19 protein-coding genes and 3 pseudogenes are annotated in these 25,173 nt (G+C 53.3%); 14 read left to right on the plus strand and 8 right to left on the minus strand.

Features of this window, described 5'->3' with window-relative positions; translation table 11 throughout:
• Nucleotides 1–3: 3 nt before the first annotated feature.
• The 3 genes from lolA to lrp form a co-directional block, all read right to left on the minus strand.
• Nucleotides 4–615: an outer membrane lipoprotein periplasmic chaperone LolA gene (gene lolA, locus HA51_RS11995; RefSeq protein ID WP_084934729.1), complete on the minus strand. Its 612-nt coding sequence runs from the start codon at nt 613–615 to the stop codon at nt 4–6.
• Between the two features lie 174 nt (nt 616–789).
• A complete protein-coding gene (locus tag HA51_RS12000) occupies nt 790–4,155 on the minus strand; it encodes a DNA translocase FtsK 4TM domain-containing protein (RefSeq protein WP_084934730.1) in 3,366 nt (1,121 codons plus the stop codon).
• 119 nt (nt 4,156–4,274) lie between these two features.
• Nucleotides 4,275–4,769 carry a leucine-responsive transcriptional regulator Lrp gene (gene lrp / locus HA51_RS12005; protein WP_006118610.1) on the minus strand — a complete coding sequence of 165 codons (495 nt, stop codon included), beginning with the start codon at nt 4,767–4,769 and terminating at the stop codon, nt 4,275–4,277.
• A 520-nt stretch (nt 4,770–5,289) separates the two neighbouring features.
• On the opposite strand from lrp, the gene trxB reads away from it, so the two are divergent.
• The 5 genes and pseudogenes from trxB (at nt 5,290) to infA (ending at nt 11,194) form a co-directional block, all read left to right on the plus strand.
• Entirely contained in the window at nt 5,290–6,255 is a 966-nt protein-coding gene (gene trxB / locus HA51_RS12015; protein WP_084934731.1) for a thioredoxin-disulfide reductase, read from the plus strand.
• A 149-nt stretch (nt 6,256–6,404) separates the two neighbouring features.
• Nucleotides 6,405–8,174: a heme ABC transporter permease/ATP-binding protein CydD gene (gene cydD / locus HA51_RS12020; protein WP_084934732.1), complete on the plus strand. Its 1,770-nt coding sequence runs from the start codon at nt 6,405–6,407 to the stop codon at nt 8,172–8,174.
• Nucleotides 8,174–9,903: pseudogene (gene cydC, locus HA51_RS12025) on the plus strand (heme ABC transporter ATP-binding protein/permease CydC). The gene cydD and the pseudogene cydC overlap by 1 nt, the downstream one beginning before the upstream one ends.
• A 33-nt stretch (nt 9,904–9,936) precedes the next feature.
• Complete coding sequence (aat, locus tag HA51_RS12030; RefSeq protein WP_084934733.1) at nt 9,937–10,629, plus strand: leucyl/phenylalanyl-tRNA--protein transferase; 693 nt, start codon at nt 9,937–9,939, stop codon at nt 10,627–10,629.
• A 346-nt stretch (nt 10,630–10,975) separates the two neighbouring features.
• Nucleotides 10,976–11,194, plus strand: a complete 219-nt coding sequence (infA, locus tag HA51_RS12035; protein ID WP_002211347.1) for a translation initiation factor IF-1 — start codon at nt 10,976–10,978, stop codon at nt 11,192–11,194.
• A gap of 95 nt (nt 11,195–11,289) precedes the next feature.
• Here the strand turns inward: infA and clpA are convergent, their stop codons facing one another.
• Complete coding sequence (gene clpA, locus HA51_RS12040) at nt 11,290–13,569, minus strand: ATP-dependent Clp protease ATP-binding subunit ClpA (protein ID WP_084934734.1); 2,280 nt, start codon at nt 13,567–13,569, stop codon at nt 11,290–11,292.
• A 55-nt stretch (nt 13,570–13,624) separates the two neighbouring features.
• Nucleotides 13,625–13,945, minus strand: a complete 321-nt coding sequence (gene clpS, locus HA51_RS12045; protein WP_084934735.1) for an ATP-dependent Clp protease adapter ClpS — start codon at nt 13,943–13,945, stop codon at nt 13,625–13,627.
• A gap of 322 nt (nt 13,946–14,267) precedes the next feature.
• Here clpS and cspD point away from each other — a divergent pair, with 322 nt between their 5' ends.
• A complete protein-coding gene (cspD, locus tag HA51_RS12050; RefSeq protein WP_084934736.1) occupies nt 14,268–14,489 on the plus strand; it encodes a cold shock-like protein CspD in 222 nt (73 codons plus the stop codon).
• A gap of 93 nt (nt 14,490–14,582) precedes the next feature.
• On the opposite strand, the gene HA51_RS12055 is transcribed toward cspD, so the two are convergent.
• Nucleotides 14,583–16,223 carry an ATP-dependent nuclease gene (locus HA51_RS12055; RefSeq protein WP_084934737.1) on the minus strand — a complete coding sequence of 547 codons (1,641 nt, stop codon included), beginning with the start codon at nt 16,221–16,223 and terminating at the stop codon, nt 14,583–14,585.
• A gap of 135 nt (nt 16,224–16,358) precedes the next feature.
• Here HA51_RS12055 and HA51_RS12060 point away from each other — a divergent pair, with 135 nt between their 5' ends.
• The 3 genes from HA51_RS12060 (at nt 16,359) to ltaE (ending at nt 20,157) form a co-directional block, all read left to right on the plus strand.
• Complete coding sequence (locus tag HA51_RS12060) at nt 16,359–17,255, plus strand: LysO family transporter (protein ID WP_084934738.1); 897 nt, start codon at nt 16,359–16,361, stop codon at nt 17,253–17,255.
• A 112-nt stretch (nt 17,256–17,367) separates the two neighbouring features.
• A complete protein-coding gene (gene poxB, locus HA51_RS12065; RefSeq protein ID WP_084934739.1) occupies nt 17,368–19,089 on the plus strand; it encodes a ubiquinone-dependent pyruvate dehydrogenase in 1,722 nt (573 codons plus the stop codon).
• A gap of 69 nt (nt 19,090–19,158) precedes the next feature.
• On the plus strand, nt 19,159–20,157 hold the full coding sequence (gene ltaE / locus HA51_RS12070; RefSeq protein WP_084934772.1) for a low-specificity L-threonine aldolase: 999 nt from the start codon (nt 19,159–19,161) through the stop codon (nt 20,155–20,157).
• A gap of 15 nt (nt 20,158–20,172) precedes the next feature.
• Here ltaE and HA51_RS12075 read toward each other — a convergent pair.
• Both HA51_RS12075 and HA51_RS12080 read right to left on the minus strand, forming a co-directional pair.
• Nucleotides 20,173–20,996, minus strand: a pseudogene (locus tag HA51_RS12075) (N-acetylmuramoyl-L-alanine amidase).
• On the minus strand, nt 20,996–21,316 hold the full coding sequence (locus tag HA51_RS12080) for a heavy metal-binding domain-containing protein (RefSeq protein WP_084934740.1): 321 nt from the start codon (nt 21,314–21,316) through the stop codon (nt 20,996–20,998). The pseudogene HA51_RS12075 and the gene HA51_RS12080 overlap by 1 nt, the downstream one beginning before the upstream one ends.
• Before the next feature lie 97 nt (nt 21,317–21,413).
• Between HA51_RS12080 and HA51_RS12085 the strand changes: the two genes are divergently transcribed.
• From HA51_RS12085 to artM, 5 genes and pseudogenes are all read left to right on the plus strand, one after another.
• Entirely contained in the window at nt 21,414–21,953 is a 540-nt protein-coding gene (locus HA51_RS12085; protein WP_084934741.1) for a lipoprotein, read from the plus strand.
• A 240-nt stretch (nt 21,954–22,193) separates the two neighbouring features.
• Nucleotides 22,194–22,922 carry an arginine ABC transporter ATP-binding protein ArtP gene (gene artP, locus HA51_RS12090; RefSeq protein ID WP_139810674.1) on the plus strand — a complete coding sequence of 243 codons (729 nt, stop codon included), beginning with the start codon at nt 22,194–22,196 and terminating at the stop codon, nt 22,920–22,922.
• Nucleotides 22,923–22,937: 15 nt separating this feature from the next.
• A pseudogene (gene artJ, locus HA51_RS12095) lies at nt 22,938–23,668 on the plus strand (arginine ABC transporter substrate-binding protein).
• 6 nt (nt 23,669–23,674) lie between these two features.
• Nucleotides 23,675–24,388, plus strand: coding sequence for an arginine ABC transporter permease ArtQ (gene artQ / locus HA51_RS12100; protein WP_084934742.1), 714 nt, complete (start codon nt 23,675–23,677; stop codon nt 24,386–24,388).
• A gap of 3 nt (nt 24,389–24,391) precedes the next feature.
• Nucleotides 24,392–25,060, plus strand: coding sequence for an arginine ABC transporter permease ArtM (gene artM, locus HA51_RS12105; RefSeq protein WP_084934743.1), 669 nt, complete (start codon nt 24,392–24,394; stop codon nt 25,058–25,060).
• Nucleotides 25,061–25,173 lie beyond the last annotated feature (113 nt).

Below are 25,173 nucleotides of genomic sequence, written 5' to 3' on the forward strand. Positions count from 1 at the left end.
ACCTCACTGACGTTGATCGTCTACCGTTACCCCTTTTGGCGGCGTAAAGGTAAATTTATCCGGGCTAATCGCGCCATTTTTCTGGCTTTTCAGCTGATAATCACTGTGCTGACCATCTTGCTCAATCGCGCTGAATTTGTTGATGGTGCCTGATGCTGAAACAGTAATGGTGAATTGCTTAAGATTGCCATCACTGCTTTTTGGCGTCAGCTCAAAGTTATCACCTTGCTGCTTGATGTTGTACTGCTGCCAGTCGCTCGACTGGTTACGCGCGATCAGCATGAACGGTGTGTTACTGGTCGCATTCTGCAACAGGCTGACACTCGCTTGCTCAACAAACGGATTATAGAACCACAGGTTTTTACCGTCGGAGATGATGACGCTTTCGTCTGGTGCGGTCATATGCCAATTAAACAGGCTTGGGCGCTTAACCCACAGTTCCCCTTCACCATCCTGCACATTGGCACCGCTGCCGTCAGTGACCTTCTGGCTAAAGCTGGCATGGAAACTGTTCACCTTATTCAGACGCTGTTGCAAATCGCTGGAGGCATCCGCCAATGCTGATGCGGAGATAACACTGGCCAACAGGCCGCAGGCAATAACGCGTAATTTCATCTAATTCGATTCCTTATTCATGGTTTCCCGACACTTACTGCATTAAACGTAATTGCCGCCCTGCCAATTCGACAGGAGAAAAAGCCGAAAGCTCCCAAAGATATGGGGATCGTTTCGCAGATAAACAACGGGCCAGTATTAACTGGCCCGTGAGTCGGTCTACCTTGCGCTAAATTACATCTCGTGCGGTGGCGGTGAAAGCACTTCTCGGTTGCCGTTGTGGCCCGGTTCAGAAACAATTCCCTGTGCTTCCATCTGCTCAATGATACGCGCCGCGCGGTTATAACCAATTCGGAACTGGCGCTGTACCCCGGAAATAGAAGCGCGGCGTTTTTCCACCACAAACGACACGGCCTGATCAAACAGCTGGTCTAACTCTTCATCCCCGTCCAGACCCCCAGCAGCGCTTTCGCTCTCTTCACCCGCCGTGATACTTTCAATGTATTGCGGACGCCCGCGCGCTTTCCAGTCTTGCACTACAGCATGCACTTCCTGGTCACGCACAAAAGCACCATGGACACGTACAGGCATCGAAGAGTTGGGCGGCATATACAGCATGTCACCCATACCCAGCAATGATTCTGCGCCACCCTGGTCGAGGATGGTACGCGAGTCAATTTTACTGGACACGGTAAAGGCGATACGCGTTGGGATGTTAGCTTTAATCAAACCCGTAATGACATCAACAGACGGACGCTGTGTCGCCAACACCAAGTGAATACCAGCTGCACGCGCTTTTTGGGCCAGGCGAGCAATCAACTCTTCCACTTTCTTGCCCACTGCCATCATCAGATCGGCGAACTCATCCACCAACACCACGATATACGGCAGTTTTTCCAACACCGGTGGCGTCATATCCATGCTGTCACCCGGTTTCCAGAACGGATCGGGAATTGGGCGTCCCATGGCTGCTGCTTGTTCAATCTTCTCGTTGTACCCTGCCAGATTACGCACACCCAGCGCAGACATCAGCTTGTAGCGACGCTCCATCTCACCCACACTCCAGCGCAGCGCATTTGCCGCATCTTTCATATCGGTGACCACTTCAGTCAGCAAATGTGGAATGCCTTCGTAAACGGACAACTCCAGCATTTTTGGGTCGATCATGATAAAGCGCACTTCTTCCGGCGTGGCTTTATACAGCATGCTGATAATCATGGTGTTAACGCCGACCGACTTACCGGAACCGGTGGTACCCGCAACCAGTAAATGTGGCATCTTCGCCAAGTCGGCGACGACTGGCTGACCGGAGATGTCTTTACCCAACACCACTGCAAGCGGTGATGGGTTATCGCGGAATTTGTCGCAATCGAGCACTTCGCGCAGATAGACGGTTTGACGATGCTTGTTCGGCAATTCCAGGCCAACGTAAGGCTTACCAGGAATCACTTCTACCACGCGCACTGCCACAGCAGAGAGCGAACGCGCTAAATCGCGTGACAGATTGGAAATACGCGCGGCCTTCACACCCGGTGCGAGGTCAAGCTCAAAGCGAGTAATGACCGGGCCAGGTGAGATGCCGACCACTTCCGCTTTGACGCGATAATCCGCCAGGCGTGCTTCGACCAAACGTGCGGTTTGCTCAAGAGCAAACATATCCACCGGTTCCTCTTCAGAAGGCGGTGACGTCAGCAAATCGAGCGTCGGCAACGGCGTAGAAGGCTTTTCCAACGGGCGTTCATGGCGAACCAAGAACGGGTGGAACAGGCTATCCTGAGCTGGCGCCGCCGGTTTTGGCGTTTCCACAGGCGCGGCATAGCTTTCCGGCTCAGCCGATGACCATGGGCTATTTTGCTCAGTCAACGAAGGCATTGTTTCTGGCTGCGGAGTCGCAGGCTGCTGCCACTGCGATGGCACCTCAGATTCTGGGGTCGCGGCAATGGTGAAGAGAGGCTCGCTTGGAGTGTCATCAACCAGATCTTTCATCGGTGAAAAATCGAAGGCTGCCGCGGTATCCAGATTGAACACTGGGCCTTCATCCGCTTCCTGATAACGCTGCTGTTGCTGCGCCGCAAACTGATTGGCAAGCTGAGCTTGATGCAATGTTTCTTCATCATCTTCTTCAGGTTGCTCATCCCAACTTTCGCCATAACGCTGTTGCTGTTGAGATTCAAAGGCCTGACGCAACTGAGCTTGTTCCAGCGCCGCATCATCTTCTTGATCATGCTGCGGTTCATGGTAAGTCGCCGTCATCTCTGGCAATGGCGGCTCCGCTTCTTCCCGTGCCTTCTCTTCTGCCATACGCTGCGACGGGAGTTTAATGCCATATGAAGCCAGTTCTCGCCGCGTCGGCAATTTGACTTTATTAGGGCGCGGCAATTCAGGACCGATGCCCTGTTTCACCTGCGGATTGTAATCACGCTCTGGTACCATATCGAACGCCGGCGTGTAGGCGGAAGCCGTCTTCACTGCCGCAGCGCCCAATGCGACCGCAGCCGCGGTATTTAACGGAGTAGAGGATTGCGCGGCATCTTGCCAGTTGCCCATCCGCGGGCCGTCATCATCATCTGCCGGCGAGAACATGGCAGGCGCTGGCTCATTCGGCACTTCAAAGCGATACAGCGGTGGAGCGGGTTGAACTGTCGGCTCAGGCACAACAGGCACGGGCTCAACAACCGGGGCGCTTGGGCGAACAGCCGTCGGTTCTGATGCGACGGCCTCCACCGTCGGCGAAACGACGGCTGGCACATGCTGTGCGGCTTCAGTGGTAACCGCAATAGCCGCAGCAGTGGCGGCACTGGCTTTCGCCAACAGCGGGTCGTCAGGCAACTGTTCCGCTATAGGCTCAGCGATTTTACGCGGTTTCGCCAACAGAACATCATCACCTTCATCATGAGATTGCGCAGCACGCAGAGGTGGAGTGACGTCTTCTGCCGACTCATCCTCTTCATACTCGTCTTCTTCCTGCCAAGGCTCATCATTACGCGAACGATTGCTGGCGAATGTCAGCACGCCCATCACCACACCACCGATTCTCTCGGCAATGGTCAGCCATGACCAGCCGGTATACAACGTAATGCCTGCTGCCCAGACGCACAGCAGCGTCAGCGTTCCACCCGCAGAGCTGAACCACGGCGCCATAGCATTGCTCACGAGGCTACCAATGACGCCGCCGGAGGCGAAGTACCAGATATCATCAACGTTCAATGCCGCCAAGCCACAGGTGGTGACCACCAAGGCTAACACGCCAATCAAGCGTAAGCCGACCGCGAAATAATCGATATAATCCTGGCGATCGCGCTGACGGAATGTAATCCAGCACAAGCCAATAATGACCGGAGGAATGGCATAGGCCATCACGCCAAAAATGAACAGGAGTGTATCCGCCAGCCATGCGCCGACACTGCCGCCCAAATTATGGATCGGTTCATGCCAGGCGGTCTGAGACCAGCTTGGATCTGAAGGGTTGAAGCTAACCAGCGACACCATCAAATAGATGGCGAACAGGGCCACAAGGATGAGCAACGCTTCCAGCAGCCTGCGTCCACTGCTCAGCGGTTGTAACGAAACGTCTTTATCTTCTGTATATTCCTGGCTCAAGAGAACTCTCCAGGTGCCTGTAAATTAAGAAGGCAACAGCGCCGGGCAAGCCCGACGCTGGTCCTGTATGAATTCACAGGAGTGTACCGAATTCCTGCAAGCTTTGCACCTGTCCCAGATTAACGGGTTTTAATCACCAGGCGGTTACTCTGTTTGACCTCTTCCATCACCACGTAAGTACGGGTGTCGTTTACACCCGGCAGGCGCAGCAAGGTTTCACCCAACAACTTACGATAGGCGGACATGTCCGGCACACGGGTTTTCAGCAGGTAGTCAAAGTCACCGGAAACGAGGTGACACTCTTGAGTTTCCTCAAGTTTTTGTACGGCGGCGTTAAATTGCTCAAACACATCGGGCGCACCACGATTCAGAGTAATCTCAACGAACACCAGCAGTGAAGCATCCAGATAATGCGGGTTTAACTGTGCGGTATAACCCAGAATGAAGCCTTGACGCTCCAGGCGACGCACACGTTCAAGACACGGCGTAGGGGATAATCCAACACGTTTAGAAAGCTCAACATTGGAAATACGACCGTCTTTCTGCAATTCATTCAGAATGTTTCTGTCGATACGATCCAAGTCTTTTCCGGGGCGTTTCTTATTGTCTACCATTATTATTGTCTCTCTTAATTCCTTCCCTTTACCTGCCACACCCTGAAAACGCTCATTGTTCAGGGCCTTACTGAAGTGAAGCCGATAAGTCTGTGCAGTAATGCGACCATCCGTATGACGCATGTTGTCTGTCCACATCATGCGTCATTACCAATGTCAGACTGAGTTTATTTGGCAAAATCGCTTAAATCAGAAATGAAATTCTGTCTTGAGCCGCTAAATATTCTCCGCTTCTGGTAATGTTTTCGCAAAACAGCAGGCGATTGTCAAAGTAAAACATCCAAATTCAGTACAAGATGCCAGACAGAGTTCTGGGTTGCTGTTTTAAATAAGATTTTTTGTACAGCTGCACCAGGAATTACCGAGCAATGCCCCCTTTTGGCGCAGACGGCGTGCAAAATCGGCTTTCATCGACTATGCCGCTTACAACGATTGTTAACAAAATCGTTGAAACCTTTTTTTGCGACGCTAATTTCCCTACAATCAAAAACTATGTTGTCAGAAAAAAACTGAGGAACACATGAGTACGGCCAAACACAGTAAGCTGCTCATTCTGGGCTCCGGCCCTGCTGGTTATACCGCTGCAGTCTATGCCGCGCGCGCTAACCTGAATCCGGTATTGATTACCGGGCTGGAAAAAGGTGGCCAGCTCACCACAACAACTGAAGTTGAGAACTGGCCTGGCGATCCGCACGATCTGACTGGCCCATCACTGATGGAACGCATGCACGAGCATGCTGAGAAGTTCAACACCGAAATCATCTTTGATCATATTCATACGGTGGATTTGCAGAACCGTCCCTTCCGCCTGATCGGTGACAGTGGTGAATACACTGCTGATGCACTGATCATCGCAACGGGAGCCTCTGCGCGCTATCTTGGCCTGCCTTCTGAAGAGGCTTTCAAAGGCAAAGGCGTTTCCGCTTGTGCAACCTGTGATGGGTTCTTCTATCGCAACCAGGAAGTCGCTGTTATCGGTGGCGGTAATACCGCAGTGGAAGAAGCGCTTTACCTGGCGAACATTGCATCCAAAGTGCATTTGATTCACCGCCGTGACAACTTCCGTGCTGAAAAGATCCTCATTGACCGTCTGATGGACAAAGTGCGCAACGGCAATATCGTGCTGCACACCGATCGTACGCTGGAAGAAGTGGTCGGCGATCAGATGGGCGTTACTGGCCTGAAACTCCTCTCCACCCAAGGTGATGAGCCGGAAGCGTTAGAGGTTGCCGGTTTGTTTGTGGCTATCGGCCACAGCCCAAACACCGCCATTTTCGATGGCCAACTGGCGCTGGAAAACGGTTATATCAAAGTACAGTCTGGTCTACAGGGTAATGCAACACAAACCAGTATTCCGGGCGTGTTTGCCGCTGGTGATGTGATGGATCATATTTATCGCCAGGCGATTACCTCTGCGGGTACCGGCTGTATGGCCGCGTTGGATGCAGAACGTTACCTTGATGGGCTTGTTAAAAGCGATCTGTAACTTGTTAATAAGCTGATCATAATTGCTGTCAGGCGACCTGTTTAGGTCGCCTTTTTTATTTCCTGCATGCTAAAGTTCAAACGCCCAATAATGGCCGGAGAGTTTATCCGGTATTTGCCCCCTCTCCATCAGTGATCAAACGGCTTCGCATGGAAAAATCACGGCAACAACACATTCTTCGCTGGCTTCGTCAGCAACGCCAACACGGCACGCGCGGTTTACGTGCAGCATCACTCTTGGGTTTTGCAGGTGCATTGGTGATTATTGCCCAAGCGTGGATACTGGCTTCACTGCTGCAAAGCCTGATTGTGGCGCAACAACCACGTGGTACGCTGCTGTACGAATTCCTACTGCTGCTACTCTGCTTCATTCTGCGTGCGGGACTGAATTATGCGCGTGAAATGGCCGGTTATCGCGCCGGTGTGGCTATCCGCCGGGCATTGCGCCAGCAGGTACTGGATCGGCTGAATGCGCTTGGTCCAGCATGGATTCAGGGCAAACCTGCGGGCAGTTGGGCAACGCTGCTGCTGGAACAGATCGAAGAGATGCAGGAGTACTACGCACGCTATCTGCCGCAAATGTCTTTGGCCGTTTTTATTCCCTTTGCCATTCTGATTGCGATTTTCCCGATCAACTGGGCAGCCGGCCTAATCCTCCTGGCCACGGCACCGCTGATTCCCTTATTTATGGCGATGGTCGGTATGGGTGCAGCGGAAGCAAATCGACGCAACTTTGTCGCACTCGCGCGCCTCAGTGGTGATTTTTATGATCGCCTTCGCGGACGTGAAACCCTGCGTTTGTTCCATCGCGCCAAAGCTGAACAGCAAGCCATCGCAGAAAGCACGACGGATTTCCGCGAACGCACGATGGAAGTGCTTCGCCTTGCTTTTCTCTCTTCAGCCGTACTCGAATTTTTTGCCTCGCTCGCGATTGCTGTCGTGGCGGTTTACTTTGGTTTTTCCTATCTCGGTGAATTGAACTTCGGTCATTACGGCAGTGGTGTCACGCTATTTGCTGGTTTTCTGGCGCTTATTTTGGCTCCGGAGTTTTTCCAACCTTTACGCGATCTGGGTACCTTCTATCATGCGAAAGCGCAGGCTGTTGGCGGTGCCGATGCGCTGGAGCGCTTTCTGACAGAAAGCCCTGACAGTGTGATCTCCAATGGCAGCGCTGCCGTTACTTTCGCGACCCCAATAACACTTCAGGCTCGGGATCTGATCGTTCTGACAGCCAAAGGCGAGGCGCTGTCGCAACCACTGAACTTCACTCTGGCTGCCGGCCAGCGGGTGGCGCTGGTTGGCCAAAGTGGTGCGGGAAAAACAGCTTTAATGAATGTATTACTGGGCTTTCTCCCCTATCAAGGCAAACTGCTGGTCAATGGCCATGAGCTGCGTGATATCAGCCGCGATAGCTGGCAACAGCAGCTCGCATGGGTCGGACAAAATCCCACACTGCCGGCCGCAACGCTGCGCGAAAACCTGCTGCTGAATAGCACAGTGGATGACACAACCTTGAATCGCGTACTGGAGTGTGCGGGTGTAGATGAATTTCTGTCACGTTTACCTCAGGGACTGGATACCCCATTAGGCGAAGGTGCCCTCGGCTTATCTGTGGGCCAGGCGCAACGCATTGCGGTTGCCCGAGCACTGTTAAAACCCGCACGGTTACTGCTGTTAGATGAACCGGGTTCTGGGCTTGATAGCCAAAGTGAAGTGCATGTGATGAATGCATTGCAACAAGCCGCTACACAGCAAACGACGTTGATGATCACCCATCAACTTCATGATTTAGCCAGCTGGGATGAGGTGTGGGTCATGCAGTCAGGGCAATTGGTACAGCAGGGTGGCTGGCAACCCTTGATGGCTCAGGATGGCCCGTTGCGTGAAATGGTTCAGCATCGCCAGCAGGAGATTGTGTGATGAAAAATGTATTGCCATTTTTACGTCTGTATCGCCGTCATCCCTGGCGCTTAGGCTTGGGCATCATCCTTGCCATTGTGACGTTGCTCGCCAGTATTGGCCTGCTAACGCTTTCCGGTTGGTTCCTGGCCGCATCCTCACTGGCAGGAGTTGCCGGGCTTTATAGCTTTAATTACATGCTGCCAGCAGCAGGTGTGCGCGGCGCGGCCATTACACGCACTGCCTCACGCTATTTTGAACGCCTGGTCAGCCATGACGCGACGTTCCGTGTCTTGCAGCATCTGCGTGTCTTTACCTTCAGCAAGCTGATCGCCCTGTCACCTGAACAGCTGTCACGGTTTCGTCAGGGGGAATTGCTGAATCGTTTTGTCAGCGATGTTGACACACTTGACCATCTTTACCTACGGGTCATCTCCCCTTTGGTCGGTGCTGCACTGGTCATCATTGTCGTCACTTGCGGACTAGCGTGGTTAGACGTGCCACTGGCTCTGCTGCTAGGGGGCATTATGCTCCTCACACTGCTCGCGATCCCGCCCCTTTTTTGGCGGCTAGGGATCTCCGCTGGGCAGCTCATCTCGCAGCGCCAGGCTAACTGGCGCTTACAACTGACGCAATGGATTACAGGACTCGCAGAATTACGCATTTACGGCGCCGCCGCCGCATGGCGTAGCAAACTGGATGCCGAAGAAGTCGAATGGCAGCAAGCACAGCAGCGACAGCATCGTTTACAGGCATTTGCGCAAAGTTTGCTGATGTTGATTAGCGGCGCCACCGTCGTTTTATTGCTGTGGATTTCAGCCTCTGGTGTGGGTGAGAACACGTCACCGGGGGCGCTCATCGCACTGTTCGTTTTCTGCGGGCTGGCCGCATTCGAAGCACTGGCTCCGGTCGCTGGCGCATTTCTGCCGCTGGCGCAGGTCACAGGGGCTGCACGCCGTGTCCGTGAGTTGGTTGAGCAGGAACCCCAGATCCGTTTTCCTGACCCCCCCGTCCCTGCTTCGTCCGGTTTTAGTCTTAAGTTGGAAAACATTGTTTTCAGTTATCCGCACGCCCGGAATCGGTATTGAATCACCTCTCGCTGACCATCCAATCAGGTGAACATCTGGCGCTGCTCGGCCCCACTGGCTGTGGTAAATCCAGCTTGCTGTCCTTGATCACACGTGGTTGGGAAGCTCAACAGGGTGAGATTGAACTCAACAACATCCCACTCGCGGCATGGGATGAAGCCAGTCTGCGCCAACGCATCAGCGTCGTGACGCAACGGGTGCATCTGTTTAGCCAGACACTGCGTGATAATTTGTTACTGGCCGACCCAGCCGCCAGCGATGCGCAATTAAACGATGCCTTGCACCAGGTTGGGCTCACCCATCTGGCCGACCATGATGAGGGATTGAATGCCTGGATGGGAGAAGGTGGCCGGCCACTGTCCGGCGGAGAGTTGCGTCGATTGGCGATTGCCCGCGCCCTACTGCACAACGGCGACTTATGGTTGCTGGATGAACCCACCGAGGGTCTGGATGCCACCACTGAAAAGCAAATTCTATCGCTGTTACAACAGGTTGCTCATGGCAAGACACTCATCATGGTAACGCATCGCTTGAACGGCCTCTCTGCTATGGACCGCATCTGTGTGATGGACCAGGGGCAAATCATCGAATCAGGCACCCACGACGAATTAATCTCAAAAGAAGGACGCTATTGGCGTTTCCACCAGCGCTTTGCGCTATAGTCTTAGCGAACAGCCCGAAGGGTAATTGACGCAATGAGACTGGTACAACTTTCACGGGATTCATTAAATTTTCCCCCACCGGAGATGGCGCTTCGCGAACCCAATGGACTGCTGGCGATGGGGGGCGATCTCTCTCCTGCCCGCTTGATGAATGCTTACCAGCGAGGGATTTTTCCATGGTTCTCGCCTGGCGATCCGATCTTGTGGTGGTCGCCGGATCCCCGCGCGGTGATGTTGCCAGAATCTTTCCATCTTAGCCGCAGCATGGAACGTTTTCATCGCAAATCACCTTATCGTGTCACCATGAACCAGGCGTTTCCTCAGGTGCTGGAAGGTTGCGCCAGCGGTCGCCAGGAAGGGACATGGATTACCTTTGAAGTTAAGCGTGCATGGTTACGCTTATACGAACTGGGGCATGCGCACTCCATTGAAGTCTGGAGCGATCACCGCCTGGTGGGTGGCATGTATGGATTAGCACTGGGACAGATTTTTTGCGGTGAATCGATGTTCAGTCGTCAAGAAAATGCGTCAAAAACAGCGTTGTGGGTTTTCGCGCAACATTTCCTGGCACATCAGGGACGTTTAATAGATTGCCAGGTGCTCAACCCGCATACCGCTTCACTCGGCGCCGTAGAAATCCCGCGCGTTGATTATTTACAGTATGTGCAAACATTGGCTTGGCAGCCCGTTTTAAGCGGTTGCTGGCAAACACAAACCCTTTTTTGAACCTTCCGGCAGATGTTTTGCACACAATTCCCTACAAAAGTGATATTATGAGCGAGTTTGGTATGTCGTCCGCGCTTCGCTGTGGCGAGCCGGAATTGCCAGGTTGGGAATCTCATCCATTTCCCGAAACTGTCTCAGTCATGCACTGATGCTGATCAAGACAGATTCTTAGCCCGCTAATCCCCCGCAGACGTCAAAAACACCCGAATTTATCCGTAATGCACGCGCAAAATGGCGCGCCGCACGGCGAAGCGTTGGCAAAATCACCAACGGTTCTTTACATAAATCATGGAATTCGGCATTATCTTGCCGGTTCAACAGTTTGGTAGTTCACCCAGAGGATTCGATGGCCAAAGAAGACAATATTGAAATGCAAGGTACCGTACTGGATACGTTACCTAACACCATGTTCCGCGTAGAACTTGAAAACGGGCACGTGGTTACCGCTCATATCTCCGGTAAAATGCGCAAAAACTACATCCGCATCCTGACGGGCGACAAAGTGACTGTCGAGTTGACCCCGTACGACCTGAGCAAAGGCCGCATTGTCTTCCGTAGTCGCTAAGTTGTTGCCCACATCTCGCGTTGGTGGCAAGTAACTGAGCGCGAAAAAAAAGGCCGGATTCTTATCCGGCCTTTTCTTATTTGCAGCTTGGCATGTTAATGCACGGTGCCTTCGGTTTTACGTTTTTCCGCACTCAGGAAGTGGTAAGTCAGCTGGTTTTTCTCTTTATCCAGCGCCACCGATACTGAACCGCCATCAACCAATGAACCAAACAGCAGCTCGTTCGCCAACGGTTTCTTCAGATTTTCCTGCACGGCACGCGCCATCGGGCGTGCACCCATCGCTTTGTCGTAACCTTTGTCAGCCAGCCAATCACGGGCGTCATCACTCACTTCCAGTGACACACCTTTTGCATCCAATTGGGCCTGCAACTCAACAATAAACTTATCCACTACCTGATGAATCACCGTGGTATCCAGATGACGGAACCAGATAATGTTGTCGAGACGGTTACGGAACTCTGGGGTAAAGATCTTTTTGATCTCTTCCATCGCGTCAGTGCTGTTGTCCTGATGAATCAGGCCAATCGATTTACGCTCGGTTTCACGTACACCGGCGTTCGTGGTCATCACCACCACCACATTGCGGAAGTCCGCTTTACGGCCGTTGTTATCGGTCAGCATACCGTTGTCCATCACCTGCAACAGCAGGTTAAAGACGTCCGGGTGCGCTTTCTCGATTTCATCCAGCAGGACCACTGCATGTGGATGCTTGATCACCGCATCGGTCAGCAATCCGCCCTGATCGAAACCAACATAGCCCGGAGGCGCACCAATCAAACGACTGACGGTGTGACGCTCCATGTACTCAGACATGTCGAAACGTAGCAGCTCGATTCCTAACGCTTTCGCCAGCTGCACCGTAACCTCAGTTTTACCAACGCCCGTTGGGCCGGCAAACAAGAAGGAACCCACAGGTTTGCGATCCTGACCCAAACCAGCACGGCTCATCTTGATGGCTTCAGTCAGCGCTTCGATAGCGTTGTCCTGTCCAAACACCAACATTTTCAGACGGTCGCCAAGATTTTTCAGCGTGTCACGATCGGTGGCTGAGACACTCTGCTCAGGAATACGCGCAATACGCGCCACCACCGTTTCGATATCGGAAACGTTGACGGTTTTCTTGCGCTTGCTGACCGGAACCAAGCGCGCACGCGCACCGGCTTCATCAATTACATCAATCGCCTTATCTGGCAAATGACGATCGTTGATGTATTTCACCGCCAGCTCAACCGCCGCACGCACCGCTTTGGCGGTATAACGCACATCGTGGTGCGCTTCGTATTTCGGTTTCAAACCGTTAAGAATCTGTACGGTCTCTTCCACAGAAGGTTCGGTAATGTCGATCTTCTGGAAACGACGCGCCAGCGCACGATCCTTCTCAAAGATATTGCTGAACTCTTGATAGGTCGTTGAACCCATCACGCGGATTTTACCGCTAGAGAGCAACGGTTTGATCAGGTTCGCCGCATCCACTTGACCACCGGATGCTGCACCCGCACCAATGATGGTGTGGATCTCATCGATGAACAGAATGCTACTGGTGTCCTGCTCAAGTTGTTTCAGCAGCGCTTTGAAACGCTTTTCAAAATCACCACGGTACTTGGTACCTGCCAGCAGCGAACCGATATCGAGCGAGTAAATGGTGCAGTCTTTCATCACTTCCGGGACGTCGCCCTGCACAATACGCCAGGCCAGACCTTCCGCAATCGCCGTTTTACCTACGCCAGATTCACCCACCAGCAGCGGGTTGTTCTTACGACGACGGCACAGTACCTGAATAGTACGCTCCAGCTCTTTATCGCGGCCGATCAGCGGATCGATACCGCCGACACGAGCAAGCTGATTAAGATTGGTGGTGAAGTTTTCCATACGTTCCTCCCCGCCTGCTTGCTCTTCGTTAACCGGATTCTCCGCATTGTTCTGCGGCTGGCCCGGTTCGTCTTTACGCGTACCATGGGAGATGAAGTTCACCACATCTAGGCGGCTCACTTCGTGTTTGCGTAGCAGGTAAGCCGCTTGCGACTCCTGCTCGCTGAAAATAGCGACCAGCACGTTCGCACCAGAGACTTCACTGCGACCCGATGACTGAACATGGAATACCGCACGCTGCAATACGCGCTGGAAGCTGAGCGTTGGTTGAGTATCGCGCTCTTCTTCACTGGCAGGCAGCACCGGTGTGGTTTGTTCGATGAAGGCTTCGAGTTCTTGCCGAAGAGCCACGATATCTACCGTACAGGCTTCCAAGGCCTCTCTGGCCGACGGGTTACTGAGCAATGCCAGCAACAGATGCTCGACGGTCATAAACTCATGACGGTGCTCGCGCGCTCTGGCGAAAGCCATATTTAAACTGAGTTCCAGTTCTTGATTGAGCATTTGGCACCTCCCCCAATTATCGCTCTGACAACCTTTCCCCTATATGGAGACGGGCTCAGGCTTTTTCTAGCGTACACAGCAACGGATGCTGATTCTCTTTCGCGTAATTGTTCACTTGGGCGACTTTGGTTTCCGCCACTTCTGCAGTGAATACACCACAGATCGCCTTTCCATGGTAGTGAACTTTCAACATCAGTTGCGTTGCACGTTCAACATCATAAGAAAAGAACTTTTGCACGACGTCAATAACAAATTCCATAGGTGTATAATCGTCATTATTCAAAATGACTTTATACATTGAAGGCGGCTTTAACCCTTCGCGTACTTTGTCTTCGGCTAGATGTTCAAAATTAAGCCAGTCGTTTGTGTTTGCCATAATGTTCCGTCGAAATTCTGCGTTACGATTGTGCACATTGCTGCGCCCATTCCTAAGTTTAACATGTCTGTCAAGCCACCTTTCCACGAATTAAAAACGGCCCTAAAAGCCGATGCGCGACCTGTATCACAAAATTTGCAATAGCGTTAACTGCCTCAAATTTTGGTGAATTTCTCCCCTTGTGCCAGGGCCGATTGCTTGACGATAAGGTCCGTTTCTCTACATTCTACTTACACAAGCTGATGGAGTTTTAAACAAACTCGACTCACAGCTTCAATGACCTCACCTACTTATCAAAATGTCTTGCGAGGGAAGTAAAAGCATGGAGACGGGTACTGTTAAATGGTTCAACAACGCCAAAGGCTTCGGCTTTATCTGTCCGATTGGCGGCGGCGACGATATCTTCGCCCACTACTCCACGATTCAGATGGAGGGATACAGAACGCTGAAGGCTGGCCAGCAGGTTCAGTTCGATGTCCATGAAGGGCCAAAAGGCAATCACGCCAGTCTGATTGTGCCCTGTGAAGCCGCGCAAGTCGCTTGACGCGCGTGCCTCTTCATTCATTCTGACCACTCCCGAAAAAAAATGCCAGCCGCAGATGCTGGCATTTTTCTTTTGCGAATTATCCCGTATTTTTCAGTCCGCCCGTCCCCGCGCCAGCCACATTACACGAGCAAATAACTGATCCAACAGGGGGGGTATCGCCTCCGGACCGCGCTCGGCTGCTGCCATCGCAACGGCAATCGCTAGCTCTGGCTTCGAACTGTGATGAATCGCTTTGGTAATAATACGCCGGGCATTCATGGGCACGTTTAACGGCAGGTGCGCAGTCTGGTGATAAACATCGCTAAACCCGTGCTTATAGAGAAAATGCTCAATGTCAGGTGCCGGGAATTGCGTGAGGTGATCGCCCTCCTGCTCATGATCCTGAAGCTGGCTTCGCGCGCTGGCAGCATACTTGGCACCCGCTTCATCCCCATCGGTGAGCACGTGCCAGGCAATGCCCATACGCCGGGCAAATTTCAGTAATGGCTTCAGCCCGGATTGGGCAAATTCAATCACTTTGACGCCTTCAGCCGCGAAGTGATAACCCCGTTGCCGCGCCAGTTCATTGATAATCCAGACTTCCGTTTCCCCTTCCACTAGCAGCCAACAGCGGGCAAACAGCGCTGAAGGACGGTTAACCCGGATGTGGAATCCAATACGACGGCTCTCCTCCGCGCTCAATCCTTCAGGCCCAATACGCCAGGCGGCCACCCTTGTCGGCTCGCGCACCAGCCGGCAAATATTCTCTAGCGGCACCTGTGATAACAGCTCACCGGAATTGGTGGTGGTGATTTTTTGTAGCGGCATCAGCTCCAGCAAATTCCAGGCAACTGATAACATAATCGGATGCAATCGTGTTTCTGGGTCTTCCACCAGCAGCAAAGGATGGGCGCCTGCAGGGAGTGCCTCATTACCGTGGGCCTGAATCAACAGCGAAAACATGCGCAATAAAATAACCTGACGGCTACGCGATTCCGTGCCCGCAATCAGATGATTGAGTTTATCCAGTGAACGCCACCCCTGACTGCCGTCACGCGTTTCAGGGGCCATGCGCGCTGCGCTGCTGCCCGGTTGCTGCACAAGAAAATAGTGTTCAAGTAATTGCTGCATGGTGTGCAGGCCCTGGCGAAGCAGATCATCACTTAGCGTTTGCGGACGCACCACCAAATCCCTTGTTAACTTTTCCACCTCAAGAGCCAACTCGGATAACGTTGAGGCACGGCGATCAGCATCGTTTTCACTTTGCCGCCCACGACGACCAAAACGCGCATCACGTAGGCGTAACACCGGATAATAGGCGCGGAGATGGGCCAATGCAGCTTCTGTGCCCTCTAGCGGCAAAACATCACCCTGCTGATCGATAAAGCGCCAGCTGGTTTTCACGCCATGCTCATTGCGTCGAGCGCGGGTGCTGAAGCTGATGTAACGCCCATTTTCATCGTGCTGCCAAAAAGGCAGGAACACGGCTTCGTCATCGTCATGACGCGCGCGGAAGCGGAACACGACCCGTAACTGACGCATGCGCGCGTCAAGGTCACCGGGAGGGAAATGAAAATCGTGCTCGGAAAATTGATAGGGTTCAGCGGCAGGTGCCAACAGTAATGTGAGCGCATCGAGTAAGCTGGATTTACCCCAGGCGTTTTCGCCGATCAGAAGATTGGTGTCAGTCAACGGTAACGACAGCCGATTAATGCCGCGGAAACCTGAAATATCGATATGTTCCAGAATCATCTTTCCATCCCTTCGCTGTTTTGCTGAGCATGGTTCGCGGCGTTAGGTTGGTCAAGTTATCGAACCGGGAAAAGGTTTACACTTCAAATATTTTCCGCTAGCGTTGCCGCCCTTTCCCACGGATGGTTGCCCACTATGTATGGTTTAGTCATTATTCTGCTGCCGCTGATTCTCGGTTATCTGCTGCACATCCAGCGCGCCAGTCTGCTGCGCGGTGTGGCGCGGATGCTGAGCGCGTTGGTGTACATCATTCTGTTCTTTATGGGCACCAGCCTGGCGTTTCTCGATAACCTTAGCAGTAATCTACTGACGATTTTTCATATCGCGCTGATCAGCATGTTATGCATTCTTGCTTGTTCCCTGCTGGCATTCTGGCTGCTGGAGAAGCGTGTGCCCTGGCATCACCCACACAAACAACAGGCTTTGCCCTCCCGACTGCATATGGCGCTGGAATCGTTGAAACTTTGTGGATCCGTACTGGCAGGATTTCTGCTCGGCCTAAGCCAATGGGCAGTGCTGCGGCATGCATCAACCGTGAGCGAATATGCGTTAATGTTGATGCTATTTCTGGTGGGAATTCAGCTCCGCAGCAGTGGCATGACGCTGCGCCAGATCACGCTCAATCGTCGCGGCATGCTGGTCGCAGCCGTCTCGCTCGGCAGTGCATTGCTTGGCGGTATGCTGGCGGCGTTGTGGCTCGGTCTGCCGATCAAAACCGGTCTGGCTCTGGCCAGTGGCTTCGGCTGGTATTCACTTTCCGGTATCCTGATGACCGAATCTTTCGGCCCGGTGATTGGCAGCGCCGCCTTCTTTAACGACCTGCTCCGCGAACTGATCACCATTATGGCAATCCCACTGCTGATTACACGCCAACGCAGCATGACGCTGGGGTTAAGTGGTGCCACCTCGATGGACTTCACTCTACCGATTTTACAGCGCACCGGCGGTATGGAAATCGTGCCGGCCGCGATTGTGCACGGCTTTATCATGAGCTTGCTGGCGCCAATCTTGATTGCACTGTTTTCCGCCTGACTGCGGGCAGCGCATTTTTTCACGGCTGCGTTCAAACGCCATCGTCTACGCTTTCTGACTGACACGTTTCCGCCATCGGGATGGATGGCTCAACACCAGAAAGGAGCGAACGATGAAGCAAACTGTAGCGGCACTGCTGGCCAAAACGCTGGAAAGCGCGGGCGTAAAGCGCATCTGGGGCGTCACCGGCGACTCCCTCAACGGCTTGAGCGACAGCCTTAATCGCATGGGCACCATCGAATGGATGCCCACCCGGCATGAAGAAGTGGCGGCCTTTGCCGCCGGAGCAGAAGCCCAAATCAGCGGTGAATTAGCGGTGTGTGCCGGATCCTGCGGACCCGGTAACCTGCATCTGATTAATGGACTGTTCGATTGTCATCGTAATCACGTGCCCGTGCTGGCGATTGCCGCGCACATTCCTTCCAGCGAAATCGGCAGCGGTTATTTCCAGGAAACCCACCCGCAGGAGCTGTTTCGCGAATGCAGCCATTACTGCGAGCTGGTTTCCAATCCTGAGCAGTTACCGCAGGTGCTGGGGATCGCGATGCGCAAAGCCATTCTCAATCGTGGCGTCTCGGTGATTGTCCTGCCTGGCGATATCGCGCTGAAACCCGCACCGGAAAGCGCGCGCAGCGAATGGTATCCGCCTCAGCTGCCGCATATTGTGCCATCGGCCAGCGAAATTGCGCGTCTGGCTGAAACCCTCAATGGGGCGAAAAATATTACGTTAATGTGCGGCAGTGGCTGCGCTGGCGCACATGCTGAAGTCGTGAAACTGGCCGAAACACTGAAAGCGCCAGTGGTTCACGCCATGCGCGGTAAAGAACATATCGAGTACGACAACCCTTACGATGTCGGCATGACAGGTCTGATTGGCTTTTCTTCCGGCTATCACGCCATGATGAACGCAGACACATTGGTGCTGCTAGGTACCCAATTCCCCTATCGTCCGTTCTATCCTGCGGATGCCAAAATTATCCAAATTGACATTAATCCTGGCAGCCTTGGCGCACACAGCCATGTGGATATGGCGTTGGTGGGTGACATCAAAGCCACCTTGCAAGCACTGCAACCGCAACTCAGCAGCAAAGATGATCGTCACCATCTGGATAGCGCACTGGAACATTACGTTGATGCGCGTAAAGGGCTTGATGAACTGGCGACAGCCAACGATAAGCAGGCGATTCATCCGCAATATCTGGCACAACAAATCAGCCACTATGCCGCAGACGATGCCATTTTCACCTGTGATGTCGGCACGCCAACCGTGTGGGCGGCGCGCTATTTGAAAATGAACGGCAGACGCCGGTTGCTGGGTTCCTTCAACCACGGATCGATGGCCAATGCCATGCCGCAGGCGCTGGGCGCACAAGCGATTGATAAGCAGCGCCAGGTAGTGGCGCTGTGCGGTGATGGCGGCTTCAGCATGCTGATGGGGGATTTCCTCTCGGTGGCACAATTGAAACTGCCGGTGAAGCTGGTGATCTTCAACAATAGCGTGTTGGGTTTTGTCGCTATGGAGATGAAAGCAGGTGGCTACCTGACCGATGGAACCGATTTGGAAAACCCTGACTTCGCTGCCATTGCTGCAGCCTGTGGCATCAAGGGCATCCGCGTAGAAAAAGCCTCAGACCTGAATGGCGCGTTAGAGCAGGCATTTGCCCATGATGGCCCGGTGTTGGTGGATGTGATCACCGCCAAAGAGGAGCTGTCGATGCCGCCACAGATCAAGGCCGAGCAAGCCAAAGGATTCAGCCTGTATATGCTGCGCGCGATCCTGAACGGTCGCGGCGATGAGATCGTGGAACTGGCGAAAACTAACTGGCTGAGGTAAAACGGATAACCCTGCCAGATTAATAACAACGCGGGCGCTATGCCCGCTTTTTTGTTTCAGGAGAGCGATGTGATCGATTTACGCAGTGATACCGTAACCCGCCCAAGTGCCGCCATGTTGGATGCGATGATGGCCGCCGAAACAGGCGATGATGTCTATCGCGATGATCCCACCGTTAATGCGCTGGAAGTCGAAGCCGCGCGCCTCAGTGGTAAAGCTGCTGCGCTGTTCTTCCCGACCGGTACGCAAGCGAACTTAGTGGCCCTTTTGTGCCACTGCCAGCGCGGTGACGAATACATCGTGGGCCAGCAGGCGCATAACTACAAATATGAAGCGGGCGGTGCAGCGGTACTGGGCAGCATCCAACCTCAACCGATATCGCATGCCGAAGATGGCTCTCTGCCGTTGGCTGATATTATTGCCGCTATTAAACCGGATGACCTTCACTTTGCCCGTACACGCCTGCTAAGCCTGGAAAACACCCATCATGGCAAAGTGCTGTCGCAACGTTATCTGGAACAGGCATGGAATTTAACGCGCGAGCGTAAACTGGCGCTGCACATCGATGGCGCGCGCATTTTCAACGCGGTCGTCGCGCAGAATATTGAGCTGAAAGATATCGCACGGTTCTGCGACTCGCTCACTATTTGCCTGTCGAAAGGACTTGGCACTCCCGTAGGATCGCTGCTGTGTGGTGATGAAGCCTATATTGAGCAAGCGCGCCGCTGGCGTAAAATGACTGGCGGTGGTATGCGTCAGGCCGGGATTTTAGCGGCGGCGGGTCTCTACGCATTGAAACACAACGTGGCGCGTTTAAAAGAGGACCACGACAATGCGGCATGGCTGGGTGAACAGTTGAGTGCGATTGGCGTTGAAGTCCTGAATCAGCATACCAACATGCTGTTTGTGAAGGTGCCCGCCGAACAGGTTGAAGCGTTGAAGCGCTGGATGCAATCAGGCGATGTATTAATCAGCGTGGGTCCGGTAACGCGAATCGTGACGCACCTTGATGTCAGTCGTCAGGACCTGCAACGTTTAGTCGCACACTGGCAGGCGTTCCAACAGTAGTCATTTGGCGGCGCGTTACTGTGCCGCCCCATATTTCGCCAGCAGAGCACGGGCAATCGCCAGCGTTTCTGCGTCGGCTATCCCGCGATAATCCCGCGCCCGAAAATGCATCTGAAAGGCGGCGATCAGCTTACGCTGCATCTGTGGTGTGGTTGCCGCCGTCACGTCATAACCATAACGCTGTAACGCTTCCAGCAACGGGGCCTGATCCACGGACGCATCGACGGCCTGCCCTGCTAAATAGTGCTGCACGGTCGCCTTGTCGGGCCACGCACCTAAACCCTGTTCTGCCAACTGCTGCCAGGGAAACAGCGGACCAGGGTCCTGCTTACGCTGCGGGGCAATATCACTGTGACCCACCACATTCTCAGGAGAGATGGCATAGCGTTGCGTAATATCTTTCACCAGCGCCACCAGCACGCTGATTTGTGTGGGGGTAAAAGGCTGCCACTCCACGCCCGTTAGGGTGCGCGTATAGCCACGATTGACGATCTCGATGCCAACGGAAGTGTCATTAATCCGCGTTGCCCCGCGCCAAAAACTGGGCCCGGCATGCCATGCCAGTTCGCTCTCAGGCACCAGCTGCCAAATCACACCCTGCCCATTTTTCTGCGCGGGTTGTTGTGGAATCAGATAATGGGCGCTCACCTCACGGTCTGTCAGCGTCGCTAAAGAGGAAGGCAGATCTTCAGCGGTGTAGTGGATCACCACCACTTTAACGCGCGGTCGGGCGCCTGTGCCGGATGTGCAGTATCAACCCAGTAACCGTGACGAGGCTCAATGGATGACTGGCAGGCGCTGAGCAGCAGCGCCATCGCCAGCAAAACCACCCACCGCATCAGCGAATGATCACCGCAGTACCGGTGACACTGACCATCAGCATACTGCTGTCTTTGCCCACCGTTTCATAGTCGATATCAATGCCGACAACCGCATTCGCCCCCAGCGCTTTGGCCTGCTCCTCTAATTCCTCAAAAGCAATCTGCCGCGCTTTGCGCAGTTCTTTCTCATAGGCACCAGAACGTCCGCCGACGATATCGCGGATACCTGCAAAGAAATCACGGAAGATGTTAGCTCCCAGAATGGCCTCACCGGTGATCACACCACAATATTCACTGATGCTGTGTCCTTCTAAGGTGGGCGTCGTAGAAAATTTCATTTTTCTCTCCTGAGGTGAACGGCGCTAACGGCCTAAAAGCACGACTATACTCTATGTTAAAAATGGCGCTTTGCCAGTGAACTATAAGGAAATCGAGATGAGAAACAATGCCTTTGCGCTGCTTGTCCCCGCTGCGTTACTGCTCAGTGCCTGTACCACCGTTGAGCCTGTGATTAAAGACAATGGGCCGCGTACGGCCAGCTGTGTGGATGGCGGGCCCGATAGTGTCGCGCAGCAGTTTTACGATTTACGTATCAGCCAACCCACTCAGGGGCTGCCGAATACCACCACGCTGGCAAAATATCGCCCCTATCTGAGCGATCGCCTGTATCAGAAACTGTTAAATGCCAGCACGCAGAGCAACAAACCTGCCTCGTGGAGTCAGGGCGATCTCTTCTCCAGCTTGTCGCAAGGCCCGACGTCAGCCGATGTTGCCAGCGCTTCGACCATTCCCAACCGCGATGCACGCAACATCCCGCTGCGCGTCGACCTGAGTCGTGACGGTAAAAGCTGGCATGATGAAGTGCTGATGATTCATGAAGGGAGCTGCTGGGCTGTTGATGATGTCCGCTATGTAGGCGACTGGCCGCATGCGGGCGGTGGATCGCTCAGCCAACTGTTAGAAGAGAGAAAATAGTCGTACATTTTTCCCGCAATCAACTGCAAACATTAGCGCGCCGCAACGTTGCGGCGTTTTTTTATTAATTTTCTGTGAATTCAGAGGTGCATGTCAGCCCTTACCGGCGTTGACTTGCACGATATTGTGCTACGCTTTGGGGACTTCACTGCTGTTTAATAAATTTTAACCCACCACAATTGCATAAGTATTCTGGTGACGTTAAGATTTGCGGCACTAATTACTATTCATTTTTTGCGCATGAGTATTCAACTAAACGCCATAAACTGTTTTTACGGTGCCCATCAGGCACTGTTCGATATCAACCTGGCTTGCCCGCAGGGAGAGACGCTGGTGTTGCTCGGCCCGAGTGGCGCGGGTAAAAGTTCGCTCCTGCGCGTGCTCAATCTGCTGGAGCAGCCGCGTTCCGGCAGCCTGCAGATTGCCGGGAATCACTTCGACTTCAACAAAGCACCATCAGACAGCGCTATCCGTGAACTGCGCCAAAACGTGGGCATGGTGTTCCAGCAATACAATCTGTGGCCTCATCTCACTGTGGTTCAGAACCTGATTGAAGCCCCTTGCCGCGTGCTGGGTCTCAGCAAAGAGGCCGCGCATGCGCGGGCTGACAAGTTGTTGGAACGTCTGCGTCTGACCCCCTTTGCCGATCGTTTCCCGCTGCACCTTTCCGGTGGTCAACAGCAGCGCGTGGCCATTGCGCGCGCACTGATGATGGAGCCGCAGGTGTTGTTGTTCGATGAGCCCACCGCCGCACTCGATCCTGAAATCACCGCGCAGATCGTCAGCATTATTCGTGAGCTGGCGCAGACGCAGATTACCCAAGTGATTGTGACCCACGAAGTGGAAGTGGCGCGTAAAACCGCCAGTCGCGTGGTGTACATGGAGAACGGCCATATCGTTGAGCAAGGCGATGCCAGCCACTTTACACAGCCGCAAACCGAAGCGTTTGCACATTATCTTTCGCACTAAGTCAGGATGCATCTAATGAAAAAAGTCGTACTTGCTGCACTGCTTGCTGGTCTGAGCCTCAGCGCTTCTGCTGCGCAGACGCTGCGTTTCGCCACTGAAGCCTCTTATCCTCCGTTTGAATTTGTCGATTCCGACAATAAAATTCAGGCTTCGATGTCGATCTGGCCAATGCACTGTGTAAAGAGATTGATGCGACCTGTACCTTCACTAATCAGGCGTTTGATAGCCTGATCCCAAGCCTGAAATTCCGTCGTTTCGACGCCGTGATGGCCGGAATGGATATCACACCAGAGCGTGAAAAGCAGGTGCTGTTCTCCAAGCCTTACTACGACAACTCTGCCATTTTTATCGCGCAGAAAGGCAAGCTGGCTGATGTTGCCGCGCTGAAAGGCAAGCGTGTTGGCGTGCAAAACGGGACCACTCACCAGAAGTATCTGTCTGACAAACACAGCGACATCACGGTTGTTCCTTACGACAGCTATCAGAATGCGGTACTGGACCTGAAAAATGGCCGCATCGATGCGGTATTTGGTGATACTGCCGTGGTCAACGAGTGGTTGAAGCAGAATGCTAACCTCGCGCCACTGGGCGAAAAAGTCACCGACAAAGATTACTTCGGCACCGGTTTAGGTATTGCAGTGCGTCAGGGCAACACCGATCTGCAGAGCAAGTTCAACACCGCGCTGGAGAAAATCAAAGCTGACGGCACTTACAAAACCATCTACAACAAATGGTTCCAACAGTAATTTCTAATGAATGAAATGATCCCACTCGCAAGCGCCGCCGGCATGACCGTCGGCCTTGCTGTTTGTGCATTAATCGCCGGCCTTGTGCTGGCGATGATTTTTGCTGGCTGGGAAACGGCACGCTGGAAGCCCCTGGCGTGGCTCGGTACGGCACTGGTCACGCTGATCCGCGGCTTACCCGAAATTCTGGTGGTGCTGTTTATCTATTTTGGTGCTTCTCAGCTGTTACTAACGTTGTCCGACGGTTTCCATATCAATCTCGGCTTGGTCAGTATTCCGGTTCAGGTGCAGATTGAAAACTTTGATGTCAGCCCTTTCCTGTGCGGTGTTATCGCCTTGGCGATGCTCTATTCTGCTTACGCCTCACAAACGCTGCGTGGCGCATTGAAAGCGGTGCCCGTCGGGCAATGGGAATCAGGCCAGGCGTTAGGCATGAAAAAGTCAGCGATTTTCTTCCGCCTGATCATGCCGCAGATGTGGCGCCATGCCCTACCGGGCCTGGGTAACCAGTGGTTGGTGCTGCTGAAAGATACGGCACTGGTATCACTGATCAGCGTGAATGACATCATGCTGCAAACCAAAAGTATTGCGACCCGCACCCAAGAGCCTTTCACATGGTATTTAGTGGCCGCCGTTATTTATTTGATCATTACGCTGTTCAGCCAGGCGATATTACGCCGCATTGAATCACGCACCACGCGTTTCGAGCGGGGGGCCTGACGCATGCTGGATTACTTACCCGAACTGCTAAAAGGATTACACACCAGCCTGACACTCACCGTGGCCTCGCTGATCGCGGCTTTGGTGCTGGCGCTGGCCTGTACCATCGTGTTGGCACTTAAAGTCCCGGTTTTGAACTGGGTGGTCAAAGCCTATATCACGGTGTTTACTGGCACTCCCTTGCTGGTGCAAATCTTCCTGATTTATTACGGACCCGGCCAGTTCCCAAGCATTCAGAACGTACCATGGCTGTGGCATCTGTTATCACAACCCTGGCTCTGTGCGCTGCTGGCCCTTTCGATGAACAGTGCGGCCTATACCACGCAACTTTTCTATGGCGCAGTGCGCGCCATTCCGTCCGGCCAGTGGCAATCCTGCGCGGCGCTGGGGATGAACCGTAAAGATACGCTGCGAATTCTGCTGCCTTATGCTTTCAAGCGCGCCCTTTCTTCTTACTCCAACGAAGTGGTATTGGTGTTCAAAAGTACCTCTCTGGCATACACCATTACGTTGATGGAAGTGATGGGACATGGACAGCTGTTGTATGGACGCACCTACGATATCTCAGTCTACGCCGCCGCGGGTCTGATTTATCTAGTGGTCAACGGTCTACTGACGCTGATGATGCGCTTTATCGAGAAGCGAGCATTGGCTTTCGAAAACCGCAATTAAGGGGTAGCGGCGCGATTTATCGCGCAATTCTGCAGCCGAGATGCTGCAGAAAACTGTGCAATAAATTGCGCCGCTACAGTTTCACCCCGTCGCACAATAATTTTTTAATCATA

It is taken from the genome of Pantoea rwandensis (assembly GCF_002095475.1).
In the GTDB taxonomy this organism is placed as follows: domain Bacteria; phylum Pseudomonadota; class Gammaproteobacteria; order Enterobacterales; family Enterobacteriaceae; genus Pantoea; species Pantoea rwandensis.

Coding starts and splice junctions, on each gene's coding strand:
- lolA (WP_084934729.1), bottom strand. CDS start 615: ATGAAATTACGCGTTATTGCCTGCGGCCTGTTGGCCAGTGTTATCTCC.
- lrp (WP_006118610.1), bottom strand. CDS start 4,769: ATGGTAGACAATAAGAAACGCCCCGGAAAAGACTTGGATCGTATCGAC.
- trxB (WP_084934731.1), top strand. CDS start 5,290: ATGAGTACGGCCAAACACAGTAAGCTGCTCATTCTGGGCTCCGGCCCT.
- cydD (WP_084934732.1), top strand. CDS start 6,405: ATGGAAAAATCACGGCAACAACACATTCTTCGCTGGCTTCGTCAGCAA.
- aat (WP_084934733.1), top strand. CDS start 9,937: ATGAGACTGGTACAACTTTCACGGGATTCATTAAATTTTCCCCCACCG.
- infA (WP_002211347.1), top strand. CDS start 10,976: ATGGCCAAAGAAGACAATATTGAAATGCAAGGTACCGTACTGGATACG.
- clpA (WP_084934734.1), bottom strand. CDS start 13,569: ATGCTCAATCAAGAACTGGAACTCAGTTTAAATATGGCTTTCGCCAGA.
- clpS (WP_084934735.1), bottom strand. CDS start 13,945: ATGGCAAACACAAACGACTGGCTTAATTTTGAACATCTAGCCGAAGAC.
- cspD (WP_084934736.1), top strand. CDS start 14,268: ATGGAGACGGGTACTGTTAAATGGTTCAACAACGCCAAAGGCTTCGGC.
- HA51_RS12055 (WP_084934737.1), bottom strand. CDS start 16,223: ATGATTCTGGAACATATCGATATTTCAGGTTTCCGCGGCATTAATCGG.
- HA51_RS12060 (WP_084934738.1), top strand. CDS start 16,359: ATGTATGGTTTAGTCATTATTCTGCTGCCGCTGATTCTCGGTTATCTG.
- poxB (WP_084934739.1), top strand. CDS start 17,368: ATGAAGCAAACTGTAGCGGCACTGCTGGCCAAAACGCTGGAAAGCGCG.
- HA51_RS12080 (WP_084934740.1), bottom strand. CDS start 21,316: ATGAAATTTTCTACGACGCCCACCTTAGAAGGACACAGCATCAGTGAA.
- HA51_RS12085 (WP_084934741.1), top strand. CDS start 21,414: ATGAGAAACAATGCCTTTGCGCTGCTTGTCCCCGCTGCGTTACTGCTC.
- artP (WP_139810674.1), top strand. CDS start 22,194: ATGAGTATTCAACTAAACGCCATAAACTGTTTTTACGGTGCCCATCAG.
- artQ (WP_084934742.1), top strand. CDS start 23,675: ATGAATGAAATGATCCCACTCGCAAGCGCCGCCGGCATGACCGTCGGC.
- artM (WP_084934743.1), top strand. CDS start 24,392: ATGCTGGATTACTTACCCGAACTGCTAAAAGGATTACACACCAGCCTG.